The sequence below is a fragment of the Pseudooctadecabacter jejudonensis genome, from assembly GCF_900172275.1.
Taxonomy (GTDB): domain Bacteria; phylum Pseudomonadota; class Alphaproteobacteria; order Rhodobacterales; family Rhodobacteraceae; genus Octadecabacter; species Octadecabacter jejudonensis.
Genome location: NZ_FWFT01000006.1, coordinates 124,384 through 146,760 on the forward strand (window position 1 = coordinate 124,384; position 22,377 = coordinate 146,760).

The 22,377-nt window shown below is 58.3% G+C and carries 25 protein-coding genes and 1 tRNA gene; 15 read left to right on the forward strand and 11 right to left on the reverse strand.

Annotated features, from left to right (window positions below; all coding sequences use genetic code 11):
* Positions 1–66: 66 nt before the first annotated feature.
* Together PSJ8397_RS15475 and dddP are read right to left on the reverse strand one after the other, a co-directional pair.
* Entirely contained in the window at positions 67–1,275 is a 1,209-nt protein-coding gene (locus tag PSJ8397_RS15475) for a bifunctional alpha/beta hydrolase/OsmC family protein (protein WP_085865537.1), read from the reverse strand.
* Positions 1,276–1,377: 102 nt separating this feature from the next.
* Positions 1,378–2,718, reverse strand: a complete 1,341-nt coding sequence (dddP, locus tag PSJ8397_RS15480; protein ID WP_085865538.1) for a dimethylsulfonioproprionate lyase DddP — start codon at positions 2,716–2,718, stop codon at positions 1,378–1,380.
* 94 nt (positions 2,719–2,812) lie between these two features.
* On the opposite strand from dddP, the gene PSJ8397_RS15485 reads away from it, so the two are divergent.
* Positions 2,813–3,565 carry a heme-dependent oxidative N-demethylase family protein gene (locus tag PSJ8397_RS15485; RefSeq protein WP_085865539.1) on the forward strand — a complete coding sequence of 251 codons (753 nt, stop codon included), beginning with the start codon at positions 2,813–2,815 and terminating at the stop codon, positions 3,563–3,565.
* Here the strand turns inward: PSJ8397_RS15485 and PSJ8397_RS16925 are convergent.
* From PSJ8397_RS16925 to PSJ8397_RS15500, 4 genes are all read right to left on the reverse strand, one after another.
* Entirely contained in the window at positions 3,548–3,847 is a 300-nt protein-coding gene (locus tag PSJ8397_RS16925; RefSeq protein ID WP_143515499.1) for a hypothetical protein, read from the reverse strand. The genes PSJ8397_RS15485 and PSJ8397_RS16925 overlap by 18 nt on opposite strands.
* Before the next feature lie 169 nt (positions 3,848–4,016).
* On the reverse strand, positions 4,017–5,423 hold the full coding sequence (glnA, locus tag PSJ8397_RS15490; protein ID WP_085865540.1) for a type I glutamate--ammonia ligase: 1,407 nt from the start codon (positions 5,421–5,423) through the stop codon (positions 4,017–4,019).
* A 54-nt stretch (positions 5,424–5,477) separates the two neighbouring features.
* Positions 5,478–5,816 (reverse strand): P-II family nitrogen regulator, encoded by a 339-nt coding sequence (locus tag PSJ8397_RS15495; protein WP_085865639.1) that lies wholly within the window; start codon positions 5,814–5,816, stop codon positions 5,478–5,480.
* 337 nt (positions 5,817–6,153) lie between these two features.
* The gene (locus tag PSJ8397_RS15500; protein WP_085865541.1) at positions 6,154–6,645 is read right to left on the reverse strand and encodes a Hint domain-containing protein; all 492 of its coding nucleotides are present in this window, start codon (positions 6,643–6,645) and stop codon (positions 6,154–6,156) included.
* Between the two features lie 292 nt (positions 6,646–6,937).
* On the opposite strand from PSJ8397_RS15500, the gene PSJ8397_RS15505 reads away from it, so the two are divergent.
* The 4 genes from PSJ8397_RS15505 (at position 6,938) to PSJ8397_RS15520 (ending at position 9,649) form a co-directional block, all read left to right on the forward strand.
* A tRNA-Leu gene (locus PSJ8397_RS15505) sits at positions 6,938–7,022 on the forward strand.
* A 48-nt stretch (positions 7,023–7,070) separates the two neighbouring features.
* Entirely contained in the window at positions 7,071–8,402 is a 1,332-nt protein-coding gene (gene tig / locus PSJ8397_RS15510; protein WP_085865542.1) for a trigger factor, read from the forward strand.
* Between the two features lie 180 nt (positions 8,403–8,582).
* A complete protein-coding gene (locus PSJ8397_RS15515; protein WP_085865543.1) occupies positions 8,583–9,056 on the forward strand; it encodes a hypothetical protein in 474 nt (157 codons plus the stop codon).
* Between the two features lie 125 nt (positions 9,057–9,181).
* Entirely contained in the window at positions 9,182–9,649 is a 468-nt protein-coding gene (locus tag PSJ8397_RS15520; RefSeq protein WP_143515501.1) for a hypothetical protein, read from the forward strand.
* Between the two features lies 1 nt (position 9,650).
* Here PSJ8397_RS15520 and PSJ8397_RS15525 read toward each other — a convergent pair whose 3' ends face one another.
* The 4 genes from PSJ8397_RS15525 to rpsF form a co-directional block, all read right to left on the reverse strand.
* Positions 9,651–10,862, reverse strand: coding sequence for an EAL domain-containing protein (locus tag PSJ8397_RS15525; RefSeq protein ID WP_159453159.1), 1,212 nt, complete (start codon positions 10,860–10,862; stop codon positions 9,651–9,653).
* 138 nt (positions 10,863–11,000) lie between these two features.
* On the reverse strand, positions 11,001–11,636 hold the full coding sequence (gene rplI / locus PSJ8397_RS15530) for a 50S ribosomal protein L9 (RefSeq protein ID WP_085865546.1): 636 nt from the start codon (positions 11,634–11,636) through the stop codon (positions 11,001–11,003).
* A 12-nt stretch (positions 11,637–11,648) separates the two neighbouring features.
* A complete protein-coding gene (gene rpsR, locus PSJ8397_RS15535) occupies positions 11,649–11,876 on the reverse strand; it encodes a 30S ribosomal protein S18 (protein WP_085865547.1) in 228 nt (75 codons plus the stop codon).
* Positions 11,877–11,905: 29 nt separating this feature from the next.
* Entirely contained in the window at positions 11,906–12,259 is a 354-nt protein-coding gene (rpsF, locus tag PSJ8397_RS15540) for a 30S ribosomal protein S6 (protein WP_085865548.1), read from the reverse strand.
* Between the two features lie 368 nt (positions 12,260–12,627).
* Between rpsF and PSJ8397_RS15545 the strand changes: the two genes are divergently transcribed.
* The 4 genes from PSJ8397_RS15545 to PSJ8397_RS15560 all read left to right on the forward strand — a co-directional run bounded on the left by PSJ8397_RS15545 (position 12,628) and on the right by PSJ8397_RS15560 (position 15,567).
* Entirely contained in the window at positions 12,628–13,200 is a 573-nt protein-coding gene (locus tag PSJ8397_RS15545; protein WP_143515502.1) for a hypothetical protein, read from the forward strand.
* A 188-nt stretch (positions 13,201–13,388) separates the two neighbouring features.
* The gene (gene fabD / locus PSJ8397_RS15550) at positions 13,389–14,324 is read left to right on the forward strand and encodes an ACP S-malonyltransferase (protein WP_085865550.1); all 936 of its coding nucleotides are present in this window, start codon (positions 13,389–13,391) and stop codon (positions 14,322–14,324) included.
* A gap of 68 nt (positions 14,325–14,392) precedes the next feature.
* Positions 14,393–15,130 (forward strand): 3-oxoacyl-[acyl-carrier-protein] reductase, encoded by a 738-nt coding sequence (fabG, locus tag PSJ8397_RS15555; RefSeq protein WP_085865551.1) that lies wholly within the window; start codon positions 14,393–14,395, stop codon positions 15,128–15,130.
* A 203-nt stretch (positions 15,131–15,333) separates the two neighbouring features.
* Positions 15,334–15,567 carry an acyl carrier protein gene (locus tag PSJ8397_RS15560; protein ID WP_085865552.1) on the forward strand — a complete coding sequence of 78 codons (234 nt, stop codon included), beginning with the start codon at positions 15,334–15,336 and terminating at the stop codon, positions 15,565–15,567.
* Here PSJ8397_RS15560 and PSJ8397_RS15565 read toward each other — a convergent pair.
* Positions 15,564–16,448 carry a PilZ domain-containing protein gene (locus PSJ8397_RS15565; RefSeq protein WP_085865553.1) on the reverse strand — a complete coding sequence of 295 codons (885 nt, stop codon included), beginning with the start codon at positions 16,446–16,448 and terminating at the stop codon, positions 15,564–15,566. The genes PSJ8397_RS15560 and PSJ8397_RS15565 overlap by 4 nt on opposite strands.
* Positions 16,449–16,605: 157 nt before the next feature.
* On the opposite strand from PSJ8397_RS15565, the gene fabF reads away from it, so the two are divergent.
* The 6 genes from fabF (at position 16,606) to PSJ8397_RS15590 (ending at position 22,372) form a co-directional block, all read left to right on the forward strand.
* On the forward strand, positions 16,606–17,865 hold the full coding sequence (gene fabF / locus PSJ8397_RS15570) for a beta-ketoacyl-ACP synthase II (RefSeq protein WP_085865554.1): 1,260 nt from the start codon (positions 16,606–16,608) through the stop codon (positions 17,863–17,865).
* The gene (gene mltG / locus PSJ8397_RS15575) at positions 17,866–19,038 is read left to right on the forward strand and encodes an endolytic transglycosylase MltG (protein ID WP_085865555.1); all 1,173 of its coding nucleotides are present in this window, start codon (positions 17,866–17,868) and stop codon (positions 19,036–19,038) included.
* A gap of 179 nt (positions 19,039–19,217) precedes the next feature.
* Positions 19,218–19,571 (forward strand): hypothetical protein, encoded by a 354-nt coding sequence (locus PSJ8397_RS17290; protein ID WP_235000797.1) that lies wholly within the window; start codon positions 19,218–19,220, stop codon positions 19,569–19,571.
* A 37-nt stretch (positions 19,572–19,608) separates the two neighbouring features.
* Positions 19,609–20,841, forward strand: a complete 1,233-nt coding sequence (locus PSJ8397_RS15580; protein WP_407691758.1) for a DNA-packaging protein — start codon at positions 19,609–19,611, stop codon at positions 20,839–20,841.
* A 129-nt stretch (positions 20,842–20,970) separates the two neighbouring features.
* Positions 20,971–22,164, forward strand: coding sequence for a phage portal protein (locus tag PSJ8397_RS15585; protein WP_085865557.1), 1,194 nt, complete (start codon positions 20,971–20,973; stop codon positions 22,162–22,164).
* Complete coding sequence (locus PSJ8397_RS15590; protein ID WP_085865558.1) at positions 22,157–22,372, forward strand: GTA head formation protein, RCAP_rcc01685 family; 216 nt, start codon at positions 22,157–22,159, stop codon at positions 22,370–22,372. Before PSJ8397_RS15585 ends, PSJ8397_RS15590 begins: the two co-directional genes overlap by 8 nt.
* Positions 22,373–22,377 lie beyond the last annotated feature (5 nt).

A 22,377-nucleotide genomic window follows, 5' to 3' on the forward strand; every position in this document is an offset into this window, starting at 1 on the left:
GAAGGCGTGGATTTGGGGTGTGACCTGCGCCTCCGGCGGGGATATTTTTGAAACAAAGACAGGGGCCTATGCCAATTTCGTCTCAATCCGGTTGCTGCGCTCAAGGGATTGGTGGACGGGGCAGCGGTCGGCGATTTCCAGCAGGCGGGCCCGTTGGGCGTCGTCGAGATCACCGGTGAGGTGGATCGTGCGGGTGAAGTTGTCGATCTTGGATTTGGTTTCGGTGCCGGCGTCTTGTCCGTGGACTTTGTCATGTGTCACATCGACCAAAACATGGGTCAGCGGCCAGCCTTTGCGGCGCGCATACATGCGGATGGTCATGGAGGTACAGGCCCCGAGACCTGCGGATAGAAAGCCATAGGGCGTGAGGCCTTTGTTGGTGCCGCCGTAGGCCGCCGGTTCGTCCGCGAGGACGTGGTGGGGGCCTGATTGGATGTCTTGCAGAAAGCCTGAGGCGTCGGCCTCGGACACCCGTAGCACGCCTTCGGGGATGCCGATGGGGGGGGCGGGGCGGTTCAGGTCAACGTATTTGGTGGCCCAGCTGGCGATCATATTGGCCACGTATTCGGCGTCTTGCGCACGTGTGAGCAGGTGATCGGCGTCATCGAGGGTGATGAAGCTTTTGGGGTGTTTGGCGGCCAAGAAAATCTCGGACGCGTTGTCGATGCTGACTGTTGCATCCCGCGGGGCGTGCAGGACCAGCAGCGCGGCATCCAATTTGGCGATGGCGGGCGTCAGCTGGCCTTTGGCGACGTCTTCCAGAAAGTCGTTGGAGATGCGGAAGGGGCGACCGCCCAGCGTAACCTCGGCCACGCCGTCTCGGATGATGTCGGGCAGGCTGTCGGCGAAGTTGTGGGTGACGTGTTCGGGGTCAAAGGGCGCGCCGATGGTCACGACGCCTTTGATGGACGGCAAATCAGGCGCTGCCTTGAGCACGGCGGCCCCGCCCAGACTATGACCGATCAGCAGGGAGGGGGTCATGCCACGTTTGTCCAACTCTGCCGCGGCGGCCGAGAGGTCAGCGACATTGGTGGTGAAGTTCGTATTCTCGAACTCGCCTTCCGAGTGGCCCAGGCCGGTGAAATCGAACCGCAGCACCGCGATGCCCATGGCCGCCAGTCGGCCCGCGATGCGGCGGGCGGCGGGGATGTCTTTGGAACAGGTAAAGCAGTGCGCAAAGAGGGCCGTGGCCAGATGCGGCCCATCGGGCAGATCAAGACGGGCGGCGAGTTGTTGGCCATCGTGGCCTGGGAAGGTGAAACGTGTGGTGGGCATGGGTTTTGGTCCTTGTGTTGACCTTTACCTGCGCCTGCGCGGCTGACTGCGCAAGGGATGTGACGGGGGCGTCACGCTATGGTGAGAAATGTCACCGACTGGTTACAGCCCCATCAGCGCGTCATCCCAAGGGTAGGTGGTGAGGCGTTCATAGCCGTCTTCGGTGATCAGCACCTGATCTTCGAGCTTGATCGAAAAATCGCCGCCGACTTCGCCCACCAGCGCCTCTACACACAATGTCATGCCTGGTTGCAGTTCGTAATCAAACGCGCCGGGCACCATCTTGTCTGGATAGGCCACGAGGGGCCATTCATCGCACAGGCCCACGCCATGCATAAGGCAGCCGTATTTTTGCGCCTGATATTTGTCATGCAGCACATGGGTGTTGCGGCTGAGGTCTTCGATATTCACCCCCGGTTTCAGCATTTCCATATTGGTTTCAATATGTTCGACGGCGTGTTTCATCGCCTCGACCATGTCCGGGCGGGGCTTGTCGGGGCCGATCCACCAACTGCGCGAGATGTCGATGCAGATGCCGTAACTGCCCACCAAATCAGTGTCAAAGGAGATGATTTCGTTGGGCCTTGTGATGCGCGGCCCGCATTCCTGAAACCACGGATTGGTGCGAGGACCTGATGCCAACAGACGTGTTTCGATCCATTCACCGCCGCGTTTGATGTTTTCTGCGTGCAGAACCGCCCAGATGTCGTCTTCCGAACAGGTGCCGTTTCCGGCGTTCGCACGGGCGAAGTCTTCCATGGCTTTGACGGAGGTTTCGCAGGCATGGTTGGCGCAGCGCATGGCCAGGATTTCGTCGGGGCCTTTGATGGAGCGGGCCTTTTCGGTGAGTTCTTCGCCCTCTTTTATGTCAAATCCTTGGGCTTCGAGGGCGCGCAGCCCGTGCAGCATGATCTTGTCCACACCAAGCCGCATGTTGCCGCCGCCGTGCTGTGCGATCAGGTGGCGGACCTCGTTTGAGAAAGTGTCGGCGGCGACATCGACTTTGTCGCCACGGTCGAAATAAAACAAATCCGCGCCGCTGCGCTGTTCGCGCACCAGCGGGTTGAAGGTGCTCAGGAAAGGAGAGTTTTTGTAATCCCAGATGACCATGTAGCCGTCGGCGCAGATGAGGACCGCGCGGAACGGGTTGTGGGTGTTCCACAGCTGCATGTTGGTGCTGTCGGTGGCGTAGCGGATGTTGAGGGGATCGAACATCAGCAGACCGCCATAGTCGCGGTCCACGATGTGTTGGGTCAGCCGCCGCCAGCGAAAGGCGCGCAGGTTGGCGAGGTTGGGCAGGGTGAGGCCTGCGGCCTCCCATTCGCGGAAGGCCAGTTGGGTGGGGCCGATTTCAATACGGTCCGCATCGTTGGGCGTTCCATCCCCCAGTGTCGCGCCGCGGGTCGGGTCAATCTTGCGGGTGTCGCGATAATGCGTGTTCATGGCGGCCTCCTCCGGCTATGATCAGGCGATGGGGGAAGCGTGGCGGCGAGGGTGAGAGCTGTCCGGCCCAAAAACGACATTCAGGGGCGGGCTGATGGACGCAAAACCGACATCTATCCTGCAAAAGGCCCTGCCGGAGGGGCAGGCCGTGCGCGCGGCGGCGCGGTTGCCGTCCATGCAACCGGTTGTAGGGCCATGGTTGTTTTGCGACGACGCCTATGGCGCGCAGATGGTCGAACGACGTCGGTTGTTGGACACGCAGTTGGACGACGTGTGTGCTATGCAGCCTGACGGTTTGGTCGCAGCCCGGTCATTTCTGAACGATGTCTTGGGCTGTTTGCCAGAGGGGTTCGCGTTAGATGCTGGAACGGTGCGGTGTCCCGATGGAACGTCTCAGACCGTCGATTGGGACCAGCCGTTGCAAACCGTGGGCCGGATCCTGCAACAGGACGTTTGCATTCTTGAAAAACGCGGAGATGAACATGTTTTGACAGGCGCTGTCCTGTGTTTTCCGGCCAGTTGGACCTTGGCCGAAAAGATCGGACGGCCTTTGGTTCGCATTCATCGCCCAGTGGCTGATTATGACGCTGGGATTGCTGCACGCGTGCAGCGGTTGTTTGATGGTGTGCAAAGGGGCCGGCCCATGTGGCGGGCCAATTTACTGCGATACAGTGATCCTGCGTTGTTTCAGCCTCGGCTCGAGGTGGACAAACGCCCCGTGGGCCAACCTGATGATCCCTTTATTCGGAGTGAGCGACAAACCGTGCTGCGTCTGGAGCATCCAGACGCAGTGGCTTTCGTCATTCACACGACGCTGGTGCAGGTCAGATCAGAAAAGGACCATTAGGACACAGGCCGCGATGACGCCTGCGGTGAACGCGGCCCTCACAGAGCCTGTAAAACACCACCGAAGCGGTGCCATGGCGACCTCAGCCAGATTGCGGGGCTCAGACGTGTGGCGGGGAAGGTTCCCGCTCATTGCCACGCCGCGGGTTTGCCACGCGGCAGGAAGGGTCGACGCCCCAGACTGGATCGCGGATGCGGGCAAGTCACGGTTGCGGTGGGCCCCAAAACTGGCGGTCTGTTCATAGGGCGATGACGGCGGGATATACTGGTTCACATTACTCATACTGCCGGAATGTCAGCTAAAATCGTCAAGACGGAGTAAACGTAAAGGCAAGTTTGGGAATAAATTGTGACGCGGCGGAGGCACACGACAGGGCGCGTCGCAGATCAGCGGGCCCCCAAAATGAAAAGGGCGCCCCGAGGGACGCCCTTTTGCAAACTCAAAACCGGACTTAGCAGCTGTAGTACAGCTTGAATTCCATGGGGTGGGGGGTGTGCTCGTAGGCGTAGACCTCTTCCCACTTCAGTTCCATGTAGCCTTCGATCTGGTCTTTGGTGAACACGTCACCGGCCAGCAGGAAGTCCATGTCTTTTTCCAGCTCATCCAGGGCTTCACGCAGCGATGCGCAGACCGTTGGGATTTCGGCCAGCTCTTCTGCGGGCAGATCATAAAGGTCTTTGTCAGACGCAGGACCGGGATCGATCTTGTTCTTGATGCCGTCAAGGCCGGCCATCAACAGGGCCGCAAAGCACAGATAGGGGTTGGCTGCGGGATCAGGGAAACGGGCCTCAACGCGCTTGGCTTTGGGGCTTTCTGTCCATGGAATACGCACACAACCGGAGCGGTTGCGGGCAGAGTAGGCGCGCAGAACGGGGGCTTCAAAGCCCGGGATCAGACGCTTGTAGGAGTTTGTGGACGGGTTGGTGAAGGCGTTGAGTGCCTTGGCGTGCTTCAGGATACCACCGATGAAGTACAGGGCTTCCTGAGACAGATCGGCGTATTTGTCGCCTGCAAACAGCGGCTTGCCGTCTTTCCAGATAGACATGTTCACGTGCATGCCGGTGCCGTTGTCGCCTGCGATGGGCTTGGGCATGAAGGTCGCGGACTTGCCGTAGGCCTGGGCCACGTTGTGAATGACGTACTTGTACTTCTGCAGCTCATCACCTTGCTTGGTCAGGCTGTCGAAGATCAGGCCAAGTTCGTGCTGACAGGAGGCCACCTCGTGGTGGTGCTTGTCCACTTTCATGCCCAGACGCTTCATCGTGGACAGCATCTCGGAGCGGATATCCTGCGCGTCGTCGATGGGGTTGACGGGGAAGTAGCCGCCTTTGACGCCGGGACGGTGGCCGGTGTTGCCCATCTCGTACTCGGTGTCGGTGTTCCAGGCAGCGTCGATCGCGTCCACTTCGTAGGACACTTTGTTCATACCTACGGAGTAGCGCACGTCGTCGAAGAGGAAGAATTCAGCTTCAGGGCCAAAGTAGGCCACATCACCGATGCCGGAGGATTTCAGATAAGCCTCAGCGCGTTCGGCGGTGCCGCGTGGGTCACGGTCATAGCCTTCGCCTGTGTCAGGCTCAACAATGGAGCAGTGCAGGCAGAGGGTTTTTTCCGCATAGAAAGGGTCAACATAGGCGCTGGATGTGTCGGGCATCAGCTTCATGTCGGATTCGTCGATGGATTTCCAGCCGGCGATGGAGGAGCCGTCGAACATAAAGCCTTCTTCAAGGAAGTCTTCGTCGACCTGGTCGGACATCAATGTGACGTGCTGGAGTTTGCCGCGTGGATCAGTGAAGCGGATATCAACGTAATCGATATCTTCGTCAGCGATCATTTTCACGAGATCTTTGTTGTTCATTACTTACGTTTCCCCTGATGAATATTGGGTTTGGATAGATTTGGTTGGCCCGCCTTACAGCGCGTCATCCCCTTCTTCGCCGGTCCGGATGCGGATGGCTTGCGCCACGTCGGACACGAAAATTTTGCCGTCGCCGATCTTGTCTGTCTTCGCAGCAGTGATGATGGCTTCGATCGCGCCATCCACTTGATCGTCGGCCAGGACGACCTCGATCTTTACCTTTGGCAGAAAGTCCACGACGTATTCCGCACCACGGTAGAGTTCAGTGTGGCCTTTTTGGCGGCCGAAGCCTTTGACTTCGACAACACTCAGACCTTGAATACCGGCGTCTTGCAGGGCTTCTTTGACCTCGTCCAACTTGAACGGTTTGATGATGGCCTCGATCTTCTTCACGTGCCGATCTCCCTTGGCAGATGTTTCTGCTTGGGTCAGATCATTTTCGGCGCTGGGCCTCAATTCTGCGCCGCCAAGGATCGAAAGGGCGCTGGCCAATAAATATAGGTTTGCACAAAAAATAAGCAAAACGGCGCAGGAAAGAGCGAAAGTGAATCGCGCCTTTGCATTCAGAACAAGCGACGGGTGGCAGCCTGCCCAAAATGGATGCGAATTGCCTTTGCTTCTTTGGGTCTGAAATACCTCGGGTGAGCGCGGCACGCGCGAGGGCAGCGCCCTCAAATGCAAAACGCAGCCCCAAAGGACTGCGTTGACCGATTGGCGGATCGATTTTTGATCAGATGTTCGTGCTCGCGATTTCAAGGCCATCTGCATAGATGATGTGCTGACGATCAAAGATCAGGTCATACACCGTCATTGTGGCCTCGTCCTGTTGGGACACAAATTCACCATCGAGCAAACGCTTGGCCTTCACGGTGGCCACGTCGGCCCCGAACAGAGCCTTGGCGCGCCAATCGCGGATGTGGACCAGCGTATCGGGGCCCAGCACCATGTCATGTTGCGGACGCGTATGGCCCAAAGAGCCTGCTTTGATGCAGATCGGGGTAACCTTAACCTTTTTGCTGCGAATATCGCGCAGCACGGCCATGCCGGCGTCACGCGTGATGACACGATCCCCGATTTCCAAGTCTTCGACAGGTGTTTCACCCGCCATGGTCATGACGGTTGTCCCTGTTGTCAGGCCGGATGCGTTTGCGGTGACGATAGATGTGACGGGGGCCTGCACAGCCTCCGCATCAGTAAAGTCTTTGTTCTGTCCCAAGTGCATGGCGTTTCTCGCTCTGTGCTTGTTGTTCTGCCTCGTTTGTAGCCGCAAATATGGCAACAAATTGTTACCGGCGGGACTTCTTTTGTGTTTTTGCGCGGCATTGATGAGAGGTGAGTCTTTTTCGTCACGCACCTTGCTGCCACCGATGCAGGGCGGGGCTGATGCTGCGAGGCTTCCAAACCGCTGCAAAACCTTGTGGGATGGGTGGCGTTTTCCTCTCGCATCCTTCATTCGACTTTGCTAAGACGCGCCCAACTTAAGGGGATGGCTGTGCCGTCCCCTTATGAATACTGCGGGTGTGGCGAAATTGGTAGACGCACCAGATTTAGGTTCTGGCGCCGCAAGGCGTGGGGGTTCAAGTCCCTCCACCCGCACCAAGAAATTGCCCCGATCGGGGCGTGAGAGATGAAAGAAGGACGATATCCATGACGGTCAAAGAGACCCTGAACGACGGCCTGAAGCGCGGCTACGAGATCACGGTGACGGCCGCCGATCTGGACGGCGCGGTCAACGACAAGCTGAAAGAAGCGCAGCCCGAGATCGAGATGAAGGGTTTCCGCAAGGGCAAAGTGCCGATGGCGCTGCTGAAAAAGCAGTTTGGCCCACGTGTTCTTGGTGAAGCCATGCAGGAAGCTGTTGATGGCGCGATGAACAAGCATCTTGAAGAAAGTGGCGACCGCCCTGCGATGCAGCCTGAAATGAAGATGGCCAACGAAGACTGGAAAGAGGGCGACGATGTTGTCGTCAACGTGTCTTACGAAAAGCTGCCTGAGATCCCCGAAGTCGATTTTTCCGGCATCGCCTTGGAAAAACTGGTTGTGAAAGCCGACGACGCGGCCGTGGATGAGGCGCTGGGCTCACTGGCGGAGACCGCGCAGAATTTCGAAGACCGCAAGAAGGGGTCCAAGGCGAAAGACGGCGATCAGGTGATCTTTGATTTCCTGGGCAAAGTTGATGGCGAAGCGTTTGAGGGTGGTGCTGCCGAAGGTCACGCGCTGGTTCTGGGCTCTGGTCAGTTTATCCCTGGGTTCGAAGAGGGCTTGGTCGGTGTGAAAGCGGGCGACGAAACGGACGTCACCGTGACCTTCCCCGAAGATTACAACGCAGAACATCTGGCCGGCAAAGAGGCTGTGTTCGAGTGCAAAATTCACAACGTGAAAGAGCCGAAGGCCGCCGAGATCGACGACGAAATGGCAAAGCAGTTTGGCGCAGAAGATCTGGCCGGTCTGAAAGGCCAGATTTCTGAACGTTTGGAAGAAGAATACGCAGGCGCCGCGCGGGCTGTGACCAAGCGTGCACTTTTGGATGAGCTGGACAAGGCCGTATCGTTCGAGTTGCCACCCTCGTTGGTGGACGCCGAGGCTGGCCAGATCGCGCATCAGCTGTGGCACGAAGAAAACCCTGACGTTCAGGGCCATGATCACCCCGAGATCGAGCCGACGGATGAGCACAAGAAACTGGCTGAGCGCCGCGTGAAGTTGGGCTTGCTGCTGGCCGAAGTTGGTCAGAAGGCCGAAGTTCAAGTGACCGATGCGGAATTCACCCAAGCGGTGATGAACCAAGCGCGCCAATACGGCAACCAAGCACGCCAGTTCTTTGAATTCGTGCAACAAAACCAGCAGATGCAGCAGCAGATCCGCGCGCCCCTGTTCGAAGACAAAGTCGTCGATCACATTGTGGAAGGGGCCAAAGTGACCGAGAAAGAGGTCTCTAAAGACGATCTTCAAAAGGCTGTTGAGGCTCTCGAAGAAGAGTAAAGTCTTCGACTTGGCGACACATTTTTGGGGCCGTCCTGAAAGGGGCGGCCCTTTGTCGTGGTCCGGTAGTTGCCAAAAACTAAGGAAAACCCGACCCGAACTGCACAAATTTCCGTTAGGTAAATCCTGAATGTTTGGTTAAAAAATCCTCACGACTATTTTACTTCGGGGATTATTACTATGAAGAAACTATTGGCAACGGTTGCAGCATTGGTGGGGTTTGCAGGGGCGGCACAGGCGTGTCCGAACTGGAGCATGAACCCGACATATGGGTCCTACAACCTGACTTTGGGGCAGATGCGGTCTGGTCAGCGTGTTGGCCTTCAGGCTGGCGGCAACAACTACGTTTGGAACTGCCCGAACGTGAACCCACAGACCGACACGGGGGCGGGGTATTTCACCTCTGCGCCTGACGTGCGCATTTTCGCGAACAACATCGAAGGCAATCGCCTGATCCTGCGTGTGAACAGCAACTGTGACAGCGCACTGTTGATCAACACCGGCACTGCGACGTGGTACTACGATGACGATGACGCCGGAAATCTGGATCCGCAGATCGTTTTGACACGGCCGCGCAGTGGGCAGATCGATATCTGGGTTGGCACGTATGATGGCGGGTATTGCGACGCAAACCTGATCATTCAGGCTCAATAACCACGTCTTTCGTGTTTGCATTTGCCGCCCCTGACGGATGTTGGGGGCGGCTTTCTTATGGGAGCTGACGAAAAAGTCAGGGCCTGTAGCGTGACCTGCGCGGGCAACGCGGTATATCATGCAGTATGAAGTACAGCGTTCTGATTTTCATTGGATGGGCGGGTATGGCGCAGGCCAGTTGTCCTGATCCATTCCTTCCCGCCGAAACATACAATGCGACCGGGCCAGATTTGATTGCGCCGCAATCTTGGGCGGTGCAGGCGACGGCGGAGGCGCAAGTGCCGTGCGCGGACTGGGCCGAAAATGATGTGCTGACCCATGAGTTGGTCGGATATTTGCCGATTGCGCCGTCAGCGGTGTTCAATCTGGAGGGGATGGCGCCCCATATCTTGATGGTCATGGCGGATGCGCAATGCGATCCCATATTGGCTGTCAGGTCCGGTGATGGGCTATGGCATTTCGGGCAGAGCGCGAATGATCGACAGGAGGTTGTCGTTTGGGGCGCGCCTGATGGGCCGTTGCAGGTGTGGGTCGGGTCTGCCAGGCAAACCAGCTGCGACGCCACGGTTATCCTTGAGACGTTTGACCGCTGATTTACGCCACACTGCTGATCGGATGTCGGCCCTGATCCGCGCTGACAAGGGCGAGCAGGTCGTTGCTGTTGGTGGGTTTGTGAAAAAAGTACCCCTGCGCCATTCGGCAGCCCAGATTGGTGAGGGCCCGAACGTCATGGACCGTTTCGACCCCCTCTGCCACGATGTCGACGTTGAGGGCCGTGCCAAGGCCCACCAGCATGGCCACAATGCTGCCTGAGACCGGATTTTCATGGGCGTCGCCTGCGAAGGCACGATCTATCTTAAGCGTTGAGAGAGGCATCGTTTTGAAATGGGCGAGGTTGGAATAGCCGGTGCCAAAGTCATCAATTGAGAGCCCGAACCCCATTGTTTTAAAGGCCTCGAGATTGTCTCTCACGATTTGGGAATCAAAGATGCAAGCCGTTTCCGTGATTTCGAGGCGGATGGATTTCGGGGCGATCCCATAGCGGTCAAGCGTTAAGGCCAGACTTTCCGCAAAACCGAGACGGGAAATATCACGGCCGGACACATTGATCGACGCAAAGAAATCCGGATCGCCGTCGGTTTGATCCAAGATGTTTTTGAGGGTGCGACAGCTTTCTTCGACGGCGAAATCGGTCAGCGCGCCGATTGCGCCGAGGTCTTCGGCCACGGTGATAAATTCATCAGGTGGAACAAAGCCGCGCACGGGATGAATCCACCGCATCAAGGCCTCAAACCCGAGAATTTTACCGGTCTGCAGATTCACGATGGGCTGGTAAACCATTGTAAATTCGCGGTTGATGATGCTGGTTTGCAAATCGATTTCGAACTTCAACCTTTCAAGGAGGGCATCTGCATTGGCAACGACTGTTCCGGTTTTTGGAACGCTTGTATTTGAGGAGGCCTGGGCTGTGTTCAGACGTGCGTTGAAGCAAATAGCGGTATCGATGCACGCACGCAGTATCGGGTCAACGGTATCATAATTCGCAAGGAGGGCCTCTGCGGGCATGCGGATGACGCAGGTGTCTTCGAGGGCTTGCGCGCTGACAAACCGAGGCGATTGCATCATAACAGAGAGCGCGCCCAGGATGGATCCACGCCCCCGGGTTTCACAGTCTGTGCGGCTGTCTTTGTCCGAATGAAACATGACGACCTGACCCGAGGCGATCAGGAAGATGTCGGAATTGTTGCTGCCTTGTTCGTAAAGGATGTCGCCCTTACGAAGATTCACAAGCTCAATCGGTTTCATGTGCGTTTCCTGAGTGGCAAAATCCATCCTCAGGTTGCTATCCGCCAGTTCTTAAGAACTGTTGAATAGCTTCAATTAAATAAAAAAGGGGCCACGTTAAAAACGCGGCCCCATTTCAATATGTTTTTGTCGGAAGACTTAGTCTTCGTCGGAGCCTTCGGCCGTGTCGGCGTCGTCAGCGGCAGGTGCCGCATCGTCGTCACCGAAATCGTCCATGCCGGCTGCACCGATATCGTCGAAGAGTTCTTGAATTTCGAACTCAGCGGCGGCCTCTTCTTCTGCGGCCAGTTCGGCAATGGATTTGCCTGCGGCCTGAAGTTCGGCTTCTTCGGTTGAACGTGCGACGTTCAGCTTGATGGTCGCGTCGACCTCAGGGTGAAGCGTGACGATCACGTCGTGAATGCCCAGTTCTTTGATGGGGGCGGTCAGGGCAACCTGACCACGATCCAAGGAGAACCCAGCCTCGGTCGCAGCGTCAGCTGCGTCACGGGTGGAGACGGAGCCATAGAGGTTGCCGCCGTCGGAGGCCTGACGAATCACGATGAAGGTTTCGCCGTCCAGCTTGCCAGCCAGCGCCTCGGCCTCTTTTTTGGATTCCAGGTTGCGGGCTTCAAGCTGCGCTTTCTGGTCCTCAAAGGCTTTCATGTTGTGTTCGTTGGCGCGCAGGGCTTTGCCTTGGGGCAACAGGAAGTTGCGGGCATAGCCCTCCTTGACGGAGACGACTTCGCCCATCTGGCCCAATTTGGCTACGCGTTCGAGAAGGATGATATCCATGATGTCGGTCCTTTACTTAACAGCGTAAGGCAGCAGTGCGAGGAACCGGGCGCGTTTGATCGCACGGGCGAGGGCACGCTGGTTCTTGGCACCGACTGCGGTGATGCGGGACGGCACGATTTTGCCACGCTCAGAGATGTAGCGCTGCAGGGTGCGGGTGTCTTTGTAGTCGATCTTGGGGGCGTTATCGCCCTCAAACGGATCAGACTTACGACGACGGAAAAATGGTTTAGCTGCCATGACTTACAGTCCTTTCTTGATCTGATGAATTAGCGGCGCTCGCGGCGGTCGCCACGTTCGTCACGTTTCTGCATCTGAACGGAGGGGCCTTCCTCGTGCTCATCAACCTTGATGGTCAGAACGCGCATCACGTCGTCGTGCAGGCGCATCAGACGTTCCATTTCCTGCACGGCAGTCGCTGGCGCGTCGGACCGCAGGTAGGCGTAGTGGCCTTTGCGGTTCTTGTTGATTTTGTAGGCCATAGTCTTGACGCCCCAGTACTCGGACTCAATCACTTTGCCGCCGTTGTCGGCGAGCACAGTGGAGAAGTGTTCGATGAGGCTTTCAGCTTGCGTGTTGGACAAGTCCTGACGCGCAATAAACGTATGCTCATAAAGTGGCATGCGTAACTCCAGTCATATCGGCGCATTTCATAGGGCAGGGTTTGCACGTCCGCCCCCACCCACGAGAGACTGCGCAGTTCATAAGATGATCTGCGGACGCGATGGGGCCTTATACAGAGACAGGGCAGGGGATCAAGGGAAAGCCTGCGCATTTGATGCCGGACAAAGGGGGGGGCGTTGCATCGGGTGACGCGCAGGGAAGGACATTAACGATTTATTAACACGTGGTGGACGCGGGCATGACGTTTTTCCGCCTGAATTCCCCGTCAGTGATGGTGATGTAGCCAATGAGAGAGAACGCCATGACTGCACTGCCAGACCCTTCTTTTTTCACCCACGCACAGCAGGGTGCCCTGCGACCATCGTCCATGGGTGAGATCGCTGTTTATCCGTCGCTGGAGGAACGGTTTTGGGGGTATGAGATCAAGATGACCCAGTCAGAGATGACGTCGGCGTTGATCGTACGGGGCCTTGCGTCCTTTGGTGCGGCGGTCTTTGGGCTTACGACGGCTGTGATGTTCGTCTCTGCCTTGATTGGTCTTGGGGCCGCGGCACCCGAGATTCGCATATTCACTTTGATGATCTTGGCGGCGTTGACCCTGATTTGTGCGACAGTGGCAGACAGGACGCGCCGGGTTCGGGTGCAGATTGACACGCGCAACGGTGAGGTGCGTCAGGTGACGCGCGGGCGGTTTGGGCCGGAAACCATCTTGACGCGACACAGCATGGATACGGTGTCTTCTGTTGAGATCGTGGCCTCCGACTTTGATCGGTCGTTTGGCCAGATTCACATGCGGATCAAGGGGTATGGTCCAATCGTTGCTGCCGACGGATGCGTCACGACGTTGACGTCCTTGCGCGACCGGATCGCGGCGGATTGCGGGGTCCGTCAGGGGCGTGTGCTGGATCCGGTTTGGTCTGGGCCATTGTCTAAGGACTGATGTGACCTGTCTGGACTGACACAACTGGAGATCATGGGGGCTGCGGCCCCCTTTTTGCTGTGCGCGGCTGTGCTGTTCCAGTCTGGTCCACCCTGTCCCTTGTGCCAAGTGAGTGTGCAGGGTAACCCCTTGTGCAACATCCGTGGGGACCATCTCCACCCATATGATCAAACGACGAGGGGAGCGATATGAAGGCGTTTGTTTTTCCTGGCCAGGGGGCCCAGACCATCGGAATGGGGCAGGCCTTGGCGGCCGCTTATCCCGCAGCGCAGGCGATTTTCGATGAGGTGGACGACGCCTTGGGTGAGAAGTTGTCTGATCTGATCTGGACGGGCGACGTTGCTGATTTGACGCTGACGCGCAATGCCCAGCCCGCTTTGATGGCCACGTCAATGGCGGCCATGCGTGCGTTGGAAGCCGAAGGCGTGGCGATCGGGGCTGCGTCCTATGTGGCGGGCCATTCCTTGGGCGAATATTCTGCATTGGCGGCCAGTGGCGCGTTGAGCGTGGCCGATACGGCCCGCCTGCTGCGCATCCGTGGCGAGGCAATGCAGGACGCGGTGCCGGTGGGTGTGGGCGCGATGGCGGTGCTGCTGGGCATGGATTTTGAGGGCGCGCAGGCTGTCGCGTCCGAGGCCGCCCAAGGTGAAGTGTGCGAAGCGGCGAATGACAATGATCCATCGCAAGTCGTCGTGTCGGGCCACAAGGCCGCTGTGGAACGGGCCGTGGCAATTGCCAAGGACAAGGGTGCAAAGCGCGCGATGTTGCTGCCTGTCAGCGCGCCGTTTCATTCGTCCTTGATGAAACCTGCTGCTGATGTGATGGCGGGCGCCTTGGCGGATGTGACGTTGAATGCACCTGCCGTTCCTTTGGTGGCCAATGTGCGGGCTGCGGCTGTTGAGGCCGATGAGATCAAGGCGCTGTTGGTTGAACAGGTGACCGGATCGGTGCGCTGGCGCGAAAGCGTAAGTTGGATGGCCGGGGCCGGTGTGACGGAGGCATGGGAAATCGGCGCGGGCAAAGCCTTGTCCGGCATGATCAAACGGGTTGACCGCAGTGTGGCGACCCGTGCGGTGGGCACGCCCGAAGACGTTGTGGCGGCGGTTGCTGCTTTGAACGGGTAACAGGCTTTCAAGGAAAGCCTGCTGACAAACCCTCGATGAGGGTTTGGACACTTAGGAGAGGATGGAATATGTTTGATTTGACAGGTAAAAACGCGCTGATCACGGGCGCATCGGGCGGCATCGGTGGAGAAATTGCCAAAACCTTGCACGCCGCAGGCGCCACGGTGGGGCTGTCGGGGACACGGGTTGAGCCGTTGGAGGCGCTGGCCGCCGAACTGGGCGGGCGCGCCCATGTGTTGCCTTGTAATCTGAGCGACGCCGAAGCCGTTGATGCGCTGCCCAAACAGGCAGCGGAGGCCATGGGGTCGGTTGATATTCTGGTCAACAACGCAGGCATCACCCGCGATCAGGTGTTCATGCGCATGAAGGACGACGAATGGGCGGACGTGATCAACGTCAACCTGACGTCCACCATGCGGCTGTGCAAAGGGGTCATCCGCGGCATGATGAAGGCGCGGTCGGGGCGGATTATCAACGTCAGTTCCATCGTGGGGGCCACGGGCAATCCGGGACAGGCCAATTATGCAGCGTCCAAGGCCGGTATGGTGGGGATGAGCAAATCCATCGCCTATGAGGTCGCGTCGCGTGGCATCACCGTGAACTGCATCGCCCCGGGCTTTATCGCGACGGCCATGACCGACAAGCTGACCGATGATCAAAAAGACAAGATCAACGTGCAAATCCCTGCAGGCCGTATGGGCACCCCAGCCGAGATCGCGGCGGCTGCGCTGTATCTGGCCAGCGATGGGGCGGCCTACGTCACAGGGACGACATTGCACGTCAATGGTGGTATGGCGATGCTGTAACCCTATATTGGGGTTCTGACCTTTGGGTCGCAAAGCGTTTGCCAAGCGGGGAATCTCTGCTATAGGCCACGCAGAATTGAGGCTCGTGACGTTGCGTCGTGGCCTTTTCGCCCCATCAGTGGGCAAAAATGGGCCTTTCGCCGTGACAACGGTTCTGGGCTGACCAACGGGCATAAAGCCCTGAACTATGTGAGGAATTTGACATGAGCGACGTCGCAGATCGTGTTCGTAAGATCGTTGTAGAGCACCTGGGTGTGGAAGAAGATAAAGTTGTTGAAGGCGCGTCCTTCATCGACGACCTGGGCGCAGACAGCCTCGACACTGTTGAGCTGGTTATGGCGTTCGAAGAAGAATTCGGCATCGAAATCCCTGATGATGCAGCCGAAACGATCCAGAGCTTCGGCGACGCCGTGAAGTTCATCAAAGAAGCGTCCTAAATCGCTTCGTTCGGAATGTAAGAGGCGGCGCCGTTTGGTGCCGCCTTTTGTTTTGTCAGATCGGCCTGTTTGAGCATCGCGGCATAGTCTGATGCCAGTGTTTGCACCACGCGGCGGGGCAGGGTCTGGGAAAAGACGACGCCGATGAAATGATCGTTACGCCAGCACACCGTCGCTTGCATACGAATGTTCTGTATCGTGACAGCCAGCGCGGTTACATCTGGCGGTAGGTTTTCCACTTTCAACTTTGCGCCCAAACGGCTGACATCTGCCATAATGCCTGTGAAGTCCCCTGCGTTGGTCTTTATTTTGATGGGATAATGGCACAAGATGCGCTTGCGGCGGCGGTCGCTGCGTTGTTTGTTGCGATGCACGAAAACCAAGGCCAGCACAGGCACTGTCACCAACAGTGTAAGGGCGGGGCCCACCACATACCACGACAACAATTGGCCCATCATCGACGTGTCAGAGGACGCGGATTTTGTTGCGCTGGTCCCGGGCGGTGTGGTGGTGAATTCGGTGTCTTCGCAATAGGGCTTGGCGACGCGGATCAGATTGCCGAAGGCGTTTTGATGCGCGTCTTTGCTGACCGCGGCGCGCAAGGCTTCGGGGTTTCGGCCCGCTTGGCGCACATCAATAAGGGCGAAGGTCAAGAAATGGTCGGAGGCGTGTCTGAGATCACGTTCTTCGGGGAAATATTCGGCCAGAAGGTCGACGGCCCCTGAAAAGGCGGCGATCAGTTCAGGGGTGGTTGCTGTATTGGGCTGCTGTATCTGGGTTTCGATCGCATCCATTTCGGCCAGAGCCTCACAGAAATCTGCCCAAGCGGGGAGGGCGCTGGCCAGACTGAACAAGACTACAAAAACACCGACGCGTTGCATGGCGCACCTCTTCGCTTATGCATACAGCCGTACACCGTCAGGCTTTCAAAATGCTTAACCTTGCCGACGTGACGGTGCCCCTGCCGCGCTGGGCTTGCCCCTATGACAAAAAGCACGGTAAACGGAGCAAAAGACATGCAATCGTGAGGGGTGCGCAATGCGTCGAGTTGTCGTTACAGGACTGGGTCTGGTCACACCGTTGGCTGATGGTGTCGAAAAAAGCTGGGAGCGCATTTTGGACGCGCAATCTGGCGCGGGACCCATCACTCATTTTGACCCCGAGGGCTTTGCCACGACCTATGCGTGCGAGGTTCCTTATGGTGATGGCAGCGATGGCACATTTAACCCTGACGCCTATATGCCTGCCAAAGAGCGCCGGAAGGTTGATGATTTCATCGTTTTTGCCATGGCGGCTGCTCAGCAAGCTGTGGAGGATGCCGGGTGGCAGCCTGAAGACTCACACGCGTTGGAGCGCACGGGCGTTCTGACGGGGTCGGGCATTGGGGGGCTGAATTCCATCGCCAACACCGCCGTCATGATGAAAGAAAAGGGACCGCGCCGCGTGTCGCCGTTCTTTGTGCCGGGGGCCTTGATTAATCTTATCTCTGGTCAGATTGCCATCAAGTACGGGTTTAAGGGGCCGAACCATGCGGTGGTGACCGCGTGTTCGACGGGCGCGCATGCCATTGGGGACGCGACGCAGCTGATCAAATCGGGCCGTGCGGATGTGATGATTGCAGGCGGGGCCGAGGCCACGATTTGTGAGATTGGCATCGCGGGCTTTAATGCCTGCAAGGCGCTGTCCACAAAACGAGGCGATGACCCAAAGGCCGCCAGCCGCCCCTATGATGCGGATCGCGACGGGTTCGTGATGGGCGAGGGCGCGGGGATGGTTGTCCTTGAGGAGTATGACCACGCTGTGGCCCGGGGCGCGAAGATCTACGCCGAAGTTCTGGGCTACGGTCTGACCGGTGACGCCTATCACATCACCGCCCCGTCCGAGGACGGCGAGGGTGGCGAGCGGTCCATGCGGATGGCGTTGAAGGATGCAGGGCTGGAGCCCGGCGATATTGATTACATCAACGCGCACGGCACCTCGACCATGGCCGACACGATTGAGTTGGGCGCGGTGGAGCGGATGATGGGGGATGCGGCGTCTAAAGTGACGATGTCGTCAACCAAATCGGCCACCGGGCACCTGTTGGGGGCTGCTGGCGCGATTGAGGCGATATTCTCGATCCTGGCGATCCGCGATCAGGTGGCCCCGCCCACGATCAATCTGGACAATCCCGCCGTGGAAACCAAGGTCGATCTGGCAGCTAACGCCAAGGTGGAACGTGAGATCAACGTGGCTTTGTCCAACTCCTTTGGGTTTGGTGGCACCAACGCATCCGTCTTGTTCGGTAAGGTCAGCTAAATGTGGAAACATATCGCCAGCAATGCGCTGACGTTTTTGATTGTCCTGCTGTTTATGGCGGGCGGCGTTGTGATGTGGGGGACGTCCCAGTATTCCGCCGCGGGACCGCTGGATGAGGCGATTTGTGTGCAGGTCCCATCGGGCAGCAACATGCGCCGTGTCAGTGAAGACCTGGAGGAGCGGGGCGCGATTTCATCTTCGTCTCTTCTGAGGATCGGGGCGGATTATGCGGACAAGACACGCCAGCTGAAGGCTGGGTCTTTTCTGGTGCCGGCGGAATCTTCCATGGAGGAAATCGTCGATATCGTCACGCGCGGCGGGCAAAGCACTTGCGGCACGGAAATTGTGTACCGTGTGGGGGTGACCCGTGTGGTGGCCCAGGTGCGCGAGCTGGATCCGGCGACAGGACGGTTTGATCAGTTGGCGAGCTTTGAGCCTGCGGTTGAGGATGCCCCCGCGACCTATGCTGAAAAGCGCGAGGCCTCCGACACGCAGTACCGTGTGGTTGTGGCTGAGGGCGTGACAAGCTGGCAGGTGGTTCAGGCGCTGAATGCGTTGGAATTCATGGATGGTGAAGTCGAGGACATCCCGCCAGAGGGCATGTTGGCCCCCGATTCCTATCAGGTGTCGCCTGGAGATTCGGTGGCGGAGTTGTTGGCTGATATGCAAGCTTCCCAAGAGGCGATCTTGGCCGAGGCATGGGCGTCCCGCGCCGATGGTCTGCCACTTGAGACCCCGGAAGAGGCGCTGATTCTGGCGTCGATCATCGAGAAAGAGGCGTCGACCAGCGATGAGAGGTTTGACGTGTCATCGGTGTTTGTGAACCGGTTGAACCAAGGCATGCGTCTGCAAACGGACCCCACGGTGATTTACGGGGTGACCGAAGGGCGCGGCGTGTTGGGACGGGGCCTGCGACAGAGTGAGCTGCGCGCTGAAAACCCTTGGAATACCTACGTTATTGACGGGTTGCCCGCGACGCCCATCGCCAATCCTGGCGCGTCTTCGATTGAGGCGGCGCTGAACCCGGCCGACACGGATTACATCTTCTTTGTGGCCAAAACGCTTGATCCACGGGACGGGCACAATTTCGCGGTGACGCTGGCCGAACATAACGCCAATGTGGCTGTCTATCGTCAGCTGGAGGCTGAACGGGATGCTGCATCTGGCAACTGATCAGTTAACGAGACGTGTCCTCGGCGGGCGCTAACATTTTGTTAAGATTTGGGAAAATCACAGGCTGCGGGTAGGTTTACCCCCATGCTGGACGAAGCAAACGGGACTTTGGGGCATACACCCCAAGGTCCCTTTTTTGTTTCGCAATCGGGCGGAGCAACCTGAAAGGGGACTGCCCCATGACAACCCAAAGCGGTGGCGAGGCCACCGAGCAGAAACTAGCTGCCGAACGTATTGAGGAGGCTAGGCAGCTTCAACGCAATATCAACCGGACACTGAAGGCTGTGCTGGATTTGGTGGAAAGTGGCGATCTGGGAGAGATCGACAAACTGCCAAAGCAGATGGCGCAGCTGAACAATGTGTTCGCTGAAACCAGAAAGAAAGAGGCAGAGTTCAATGGACAATTCGGAACCGGATTGGCCGACGGCGACATCGACTTTGACGCCGTCCGCTACCAGATTGGGTGCCGCCTGCGTCGCATCCGCAAGTGTTGCAGATCGCAAGGCGTTCCTCAAAAGCCTGACGCGGACTGAGTTGAGGGCGCTGCCATACGTGTTTGATTTCTGGGCGATGGAGCACCAACTTCCGCCGGTGGGGAACTGGCGGAGCTGGGTCATTCTGGGGGGGCGCGGCGCGGGCAAAACCCGCGCTGGTGCAGAATGGGTCCGAACCATGGTTGAGGGGTCGCGTCCGCGCGACCCCGGCCGTGCCAGCCGGATCGGGTTGATCGGTGAGACGATGGAACAGGCCCGTGAGGTGATGGTTTTTGGCGAGAGCGGCATTCTTGCGTGTTCTCCGCCGGACCGCCGGCCTGACTGGTTGGCCAGCCGGCAGATGTTGGTTTGGCCCAACGGTGCAGAAGCGCGCTTGTATTCTGCCTTCGATCCGGAGCGGCTGCGGGGACCGCAGTTTGATGCGGTGTGGGCGGATGAATTGGCCAAATGGCCGAAGGCGAAATCCACCTGGGAGACGCTGCAGTTTGCATTGCGTTTGGGCAAGTATCCGCAGGCTTGTATCACGACAACGCCCAAAAATGTTGAAATATTGAAAGCCCTTTTGGCGCGGGACAGCACGGTGATGACCCATGCACCGACTGAGGCCAACCGAGCCAATTTGGCGGACAGTTTTCTGGAAGAGGTGCAGGCGCAGTTTGCTGGATCACGACAAGGCCGTCAGGAATTGGAGGGCGTGATGCTGCCCGACATTGAAGGCGCGTTGTGGACGACGGCGGGATTGGAGGCATCGCGCGCACGAACCGTGCCGGAATTGGACAGGATCGTTGTGGCGGTGGACCCGCCTGCGGGCGCAGGGGCGTCGTCAGATGCCTGCGGGATTGTTGTCGCAGGGATTGTGGCACAGGGCCCGGTTCAGGATTGGCGCGTCTATGTGTTGGAGGATGCCAGCGTGCAGGGTGCCAGCCCCAATGGTTGGGCGGCCGCTGCGATTGCGGCGATGGACCGTCATGGGGCCGACAGGATGGTGGCCGAGGTCAACCAAGGCGGTGCGATGGTGGAAACCATCGTGCGGTCGATCAATCCGACCGTGTCTTACCGCGGGGTACATGCCACGCGTGGTAAATCGGCCCGCGCCGAACCGGTTGCTGCCCTTTATGAACAGGGACGTGTTCGCCATGTGGGCAATCTGGGCGCGTTGGAAGACGAGATGTGCCAGATGACGGCACAGGGGTTTGACGGGCAGGGGTCACCGGACCGTGTGGATGCGCTTGTCTGGGCGCTGACGGATTTATTCATCGAGCCCGCCAAATCCTGGCGTGCGCCCCGTGTGCGCACCTTAGATGTTTGATTTAACTGGTGAAAAGTGGCTGTTGCGTGGTGCGCGCTCGGTCGGTTTTCACCTTTTAAACCTATAAATATGAAACTGTCCTCAAGTTGCAGCGATTGCCGCGATGTCAGCGGACCCAAGGAGATTTGGATGTTTGATTTTCTGAAACGATCTGAAGCAGGGCAGGTGCAGGCCGATATGGATGTGCCTGAGACCAAAGCCTCGGCCACCGGCAAGATTGCCGCCTGGGGGGCCGCGGGACGCACTGTTTGGGGCGCGCGGGACACCGCAAGCCTGACGCGCAGTGGGTTTACGGCGAACCCTGTCGGCTTTCGCGCGGTCAAGATGATTGCCGAGGCGGCAGCGGCGTTGCCTTTGGTGTTGCAGGACAACGCCCGCCGCTATGACGCCCATCCGATGTTGGATTTGATCAACCGCCCCAATGGCGCGCAGGGCCGGGCGGAGTTTTTTGAGGCGTTGTTCGGCCAGCTTTTGTTGACTGGCAACGGCTATGTTGAAGCTGTGGGCGGTGAAGAAGGCCCTGTTGAGCTGCACGTGTTGCGGTCGGACCGGATGTCGATTGTGCCCGGGGCCGATGGCTGGCCCGTGGCCTATGATTACACCGTGGGCGGGCGGAAACACCGTTTTGCCGTGGGCGAGGGCGCCGCGCCGGTGTGCCACATCAAATCGTTCCATCCGCAAGATGATCACTATGGGCTTAGCCCGATGCAGGCGGCTGCAACGGCGCTGGATGTGCACAATGCGGCCTCGCGGTGGTCAAAGGCGCTGTTGGACAATGCCGCGCGGCCGTCGGGGGCGATTGTGTATCGGGGCGCAGACGGGCAGTCGCAGCTGTCGAATGATCAATACGATCGTCTGCTGCATGAGATGGAAACCCAGCATCAAGGCGCGCGGAATGCCGGACGTCCGATGTTGCTGGAGGGGGGCCTGGATTGGAAGCCGATGGGCTTTAGCCCGTCTGACATGGAGTTCCAGAAGACCAAAGAAGCCGCCGCGCGTGAGATTTCTGTGGCGTTTGGGGTGCCGCCCATGTTGCTGGGCATTCCAGGTGATGCGACTTATGCGAATTACCAAGAGGCCAACCGCGCGTTTTACCGACTGACGGTGCTGCCGTTGGTGACGCGGGTGGCCGGAACGATTGCCGACTGGTTGGGCGATTTTGCAGGCGAACGGTTTGATCTGAAGCCCGACCTGGATCAGGTGCCGGCGCTGGCCGCTGAGCGTGATGCGCAGTGGAAGCGCGTGGGTTCGGCCACCTTCCTGAGCGACGATGAAAAACGCCATCTGCTGGGCTTGCCCGCCCGTGAGGTCGGCCATGAGTAGTGGCGAGATGTTCGAGTGCGGGCCGTCCTTGCGCATTGAGGCGCAGGAAAGGCTGACGGCGCTGCAGTTTGCGCAGCTTAACACGCAGTTGGGCAAGATCGAAGAGATGATGGAGCGGCTGGAGCGGCGGTTGTGGCTGACGGTTTATGGCGTGGTGGGTGTGATTTTGGCGCAGGCGTTTGAATCCATCCTGACCGGAACGGTTTAAGGAGA

Bases quoted from the DNA above. Each gene is read 5' to 3' on its own strand.
- PSJ8397_RS15475 (WP_085865537.1), bottom strand. From the start codon at position 1,275: ATGCCCACCACACGTTTCACCTTCCCAGGCCACGATGGCCAACAACTC.
- dddP (WP_085865538.1), bottom strand. From the start codon at position 2,718: ATGAACACGCATTATCGCGACACCCGCAAGATTGACCCGACCCGCGGC.
- PSJ8397_RS15485 (WP_085865539.1), top strand. From the start codon at position 2,813: ATGGACGCAAAACCGACATCTATCCTGCAAAAGGCCCTGCCGGAGGGG.
- PSJ8397_RS16925 (WP_143515499.1), bottom strand. From the start codon at position 3,847: ATGAGTAATGTGAACCAGTATATCCCGCCGTCATCGCCCTATGAACAG.
- glnA (WP_085865540.1), bottom strand. From the start codon at position 5,423: ATGAACAACAAAGATCTCGTGAAAATGATCGCTGACGAAGATATCGAT.
- PSJ8397_RS15500 (WP_085865541.1), bottom strand. From the start codon at position 6,645: ATGCACTTGGGACAGAACAAAGACTTTACTGATGCGGAGGCTGTGCAG.
- tig (WP_085865542.1), top strand. From the start codon at position 7,071: ATGACGGTCAAAGAGACCCTGAACGACGGCCTGAAGCGCGGCTACGAG.
- PSJ8397_RS15515 (WP_085865543.1), top strand. From the start codon at position 8,583: ATGAAGAAACTATTGGCAACGGTTGCAGCATTGGTGGGGTTTGCAGGG.
- PSJ8397_RS15520 (WP_143515501.1), top strand. From the start codon at position 9,182: ATGAAGTACAGCGTTCTGATTTTCATTGGATGGGCGGGTATGGCGCAG.
- PSJ8397_RS15525 (WP_159453159.1), bottom strand. From the start codon at position 10,862: ATGAAACCGATTGAGCTTGTGAATCTTCGTAAGGGCGACATCCTTTAC.
- rplI (WP_085865546.1), bottom strand. From the start codon at position 11,636: ATGGATATCATCCTTCTCGAACGCGTAGCCAAATTGGGCCAGATGGGC.
- rpsR (WP_085865547.1), bottom strand. From the start codon at position 11,876: ATGGCAGCTAAACCATTTTTCCGTCGTCGTAAGTCTGATCCGTTTGAG.
- rpsF (WP_085865548.1), bottom strand. From the start codon at position 12,259: ATGCCACTTTATGAGCATACGTTTATTGCGCGTCAGGACTTGTCCAAC.
- PSJ8397_RS15545 (WP_143515502.1), top strand. From the start codon at position 12,628: ATGGGTGAGATCGCTGTTTATCCGTCGCTGGAGGAACGGTTTTGGGGG.
- fabD (WP_085865550.1), top strand. From the start codon at position 13,389: ATGAAGGCGTTTGTTTTTCCTGGCCAGGGGGCCCAGACCATCGGAATG.
- fabG (WP_085865551.1), top strand. From the start codon at position 14,393: ATGTTTGATTTGACAGGTAAAAACGCGCTGATCACGGGCGCATCGGGC.
- PSJ8397_RS15560 (WP_085865552.1), top strand. From the start codon at position 15,334: ATGAGCGACGTCGCAGATCGTGTTCGTAAGATCGTTGTAGAGCACCTG.
- PSJ8397_RS15565 (WP_085865553.1), bottom strand. From the start codon at position 16,448: ATGCAACGCGTCGGTGTTTTTGTAGTCTTGTTCAGTCTGGCCAGCGCC.
- fabF (WP_085865554.1), top strand. From the start codon at position 16,606: ATGCGTCGAGTTGTCGTTACAGGACTGGGTCTGGTCACACCGTTGGCT.
- mltG (WP_085865555.1), top strand. From the start codon at position 17,866: ATGTGGAAACATATCGCCAGCAATGCGCTGACGTTTTTGATTGTCCTG.
- PSJ8397_RS17290 (WP_235000797.1), top strand. From the start codon at position 19,218: ATGACAACCCAAAGCGGTGGCGAGGCCACCGAGCAGAAACTAGCTGCC.
- PSJ8397_RS15580 (WP_407691758.1), top strand. From the start codon at position 19,609: ATGGAGCACCAACTTCCGCCGGTGGGGAACTGGCGGAGCTGGGTCATT.
- PSJ8397_RS15585 (WP_085865557.1), top strand. From the start codon at position 20,971: ATGTTTGATTTTCTGAAACGATCTGAAGCAGGGCAGGTGCAGGCCGAT.
- PSJ8397_RS15590 (WP_085865558.1), top strand. From the start codon at position 22,157: ATGAGTAGTGGCGAGATGTTCGAGTGCGGGCCGTCCTTGCGCATTGAG.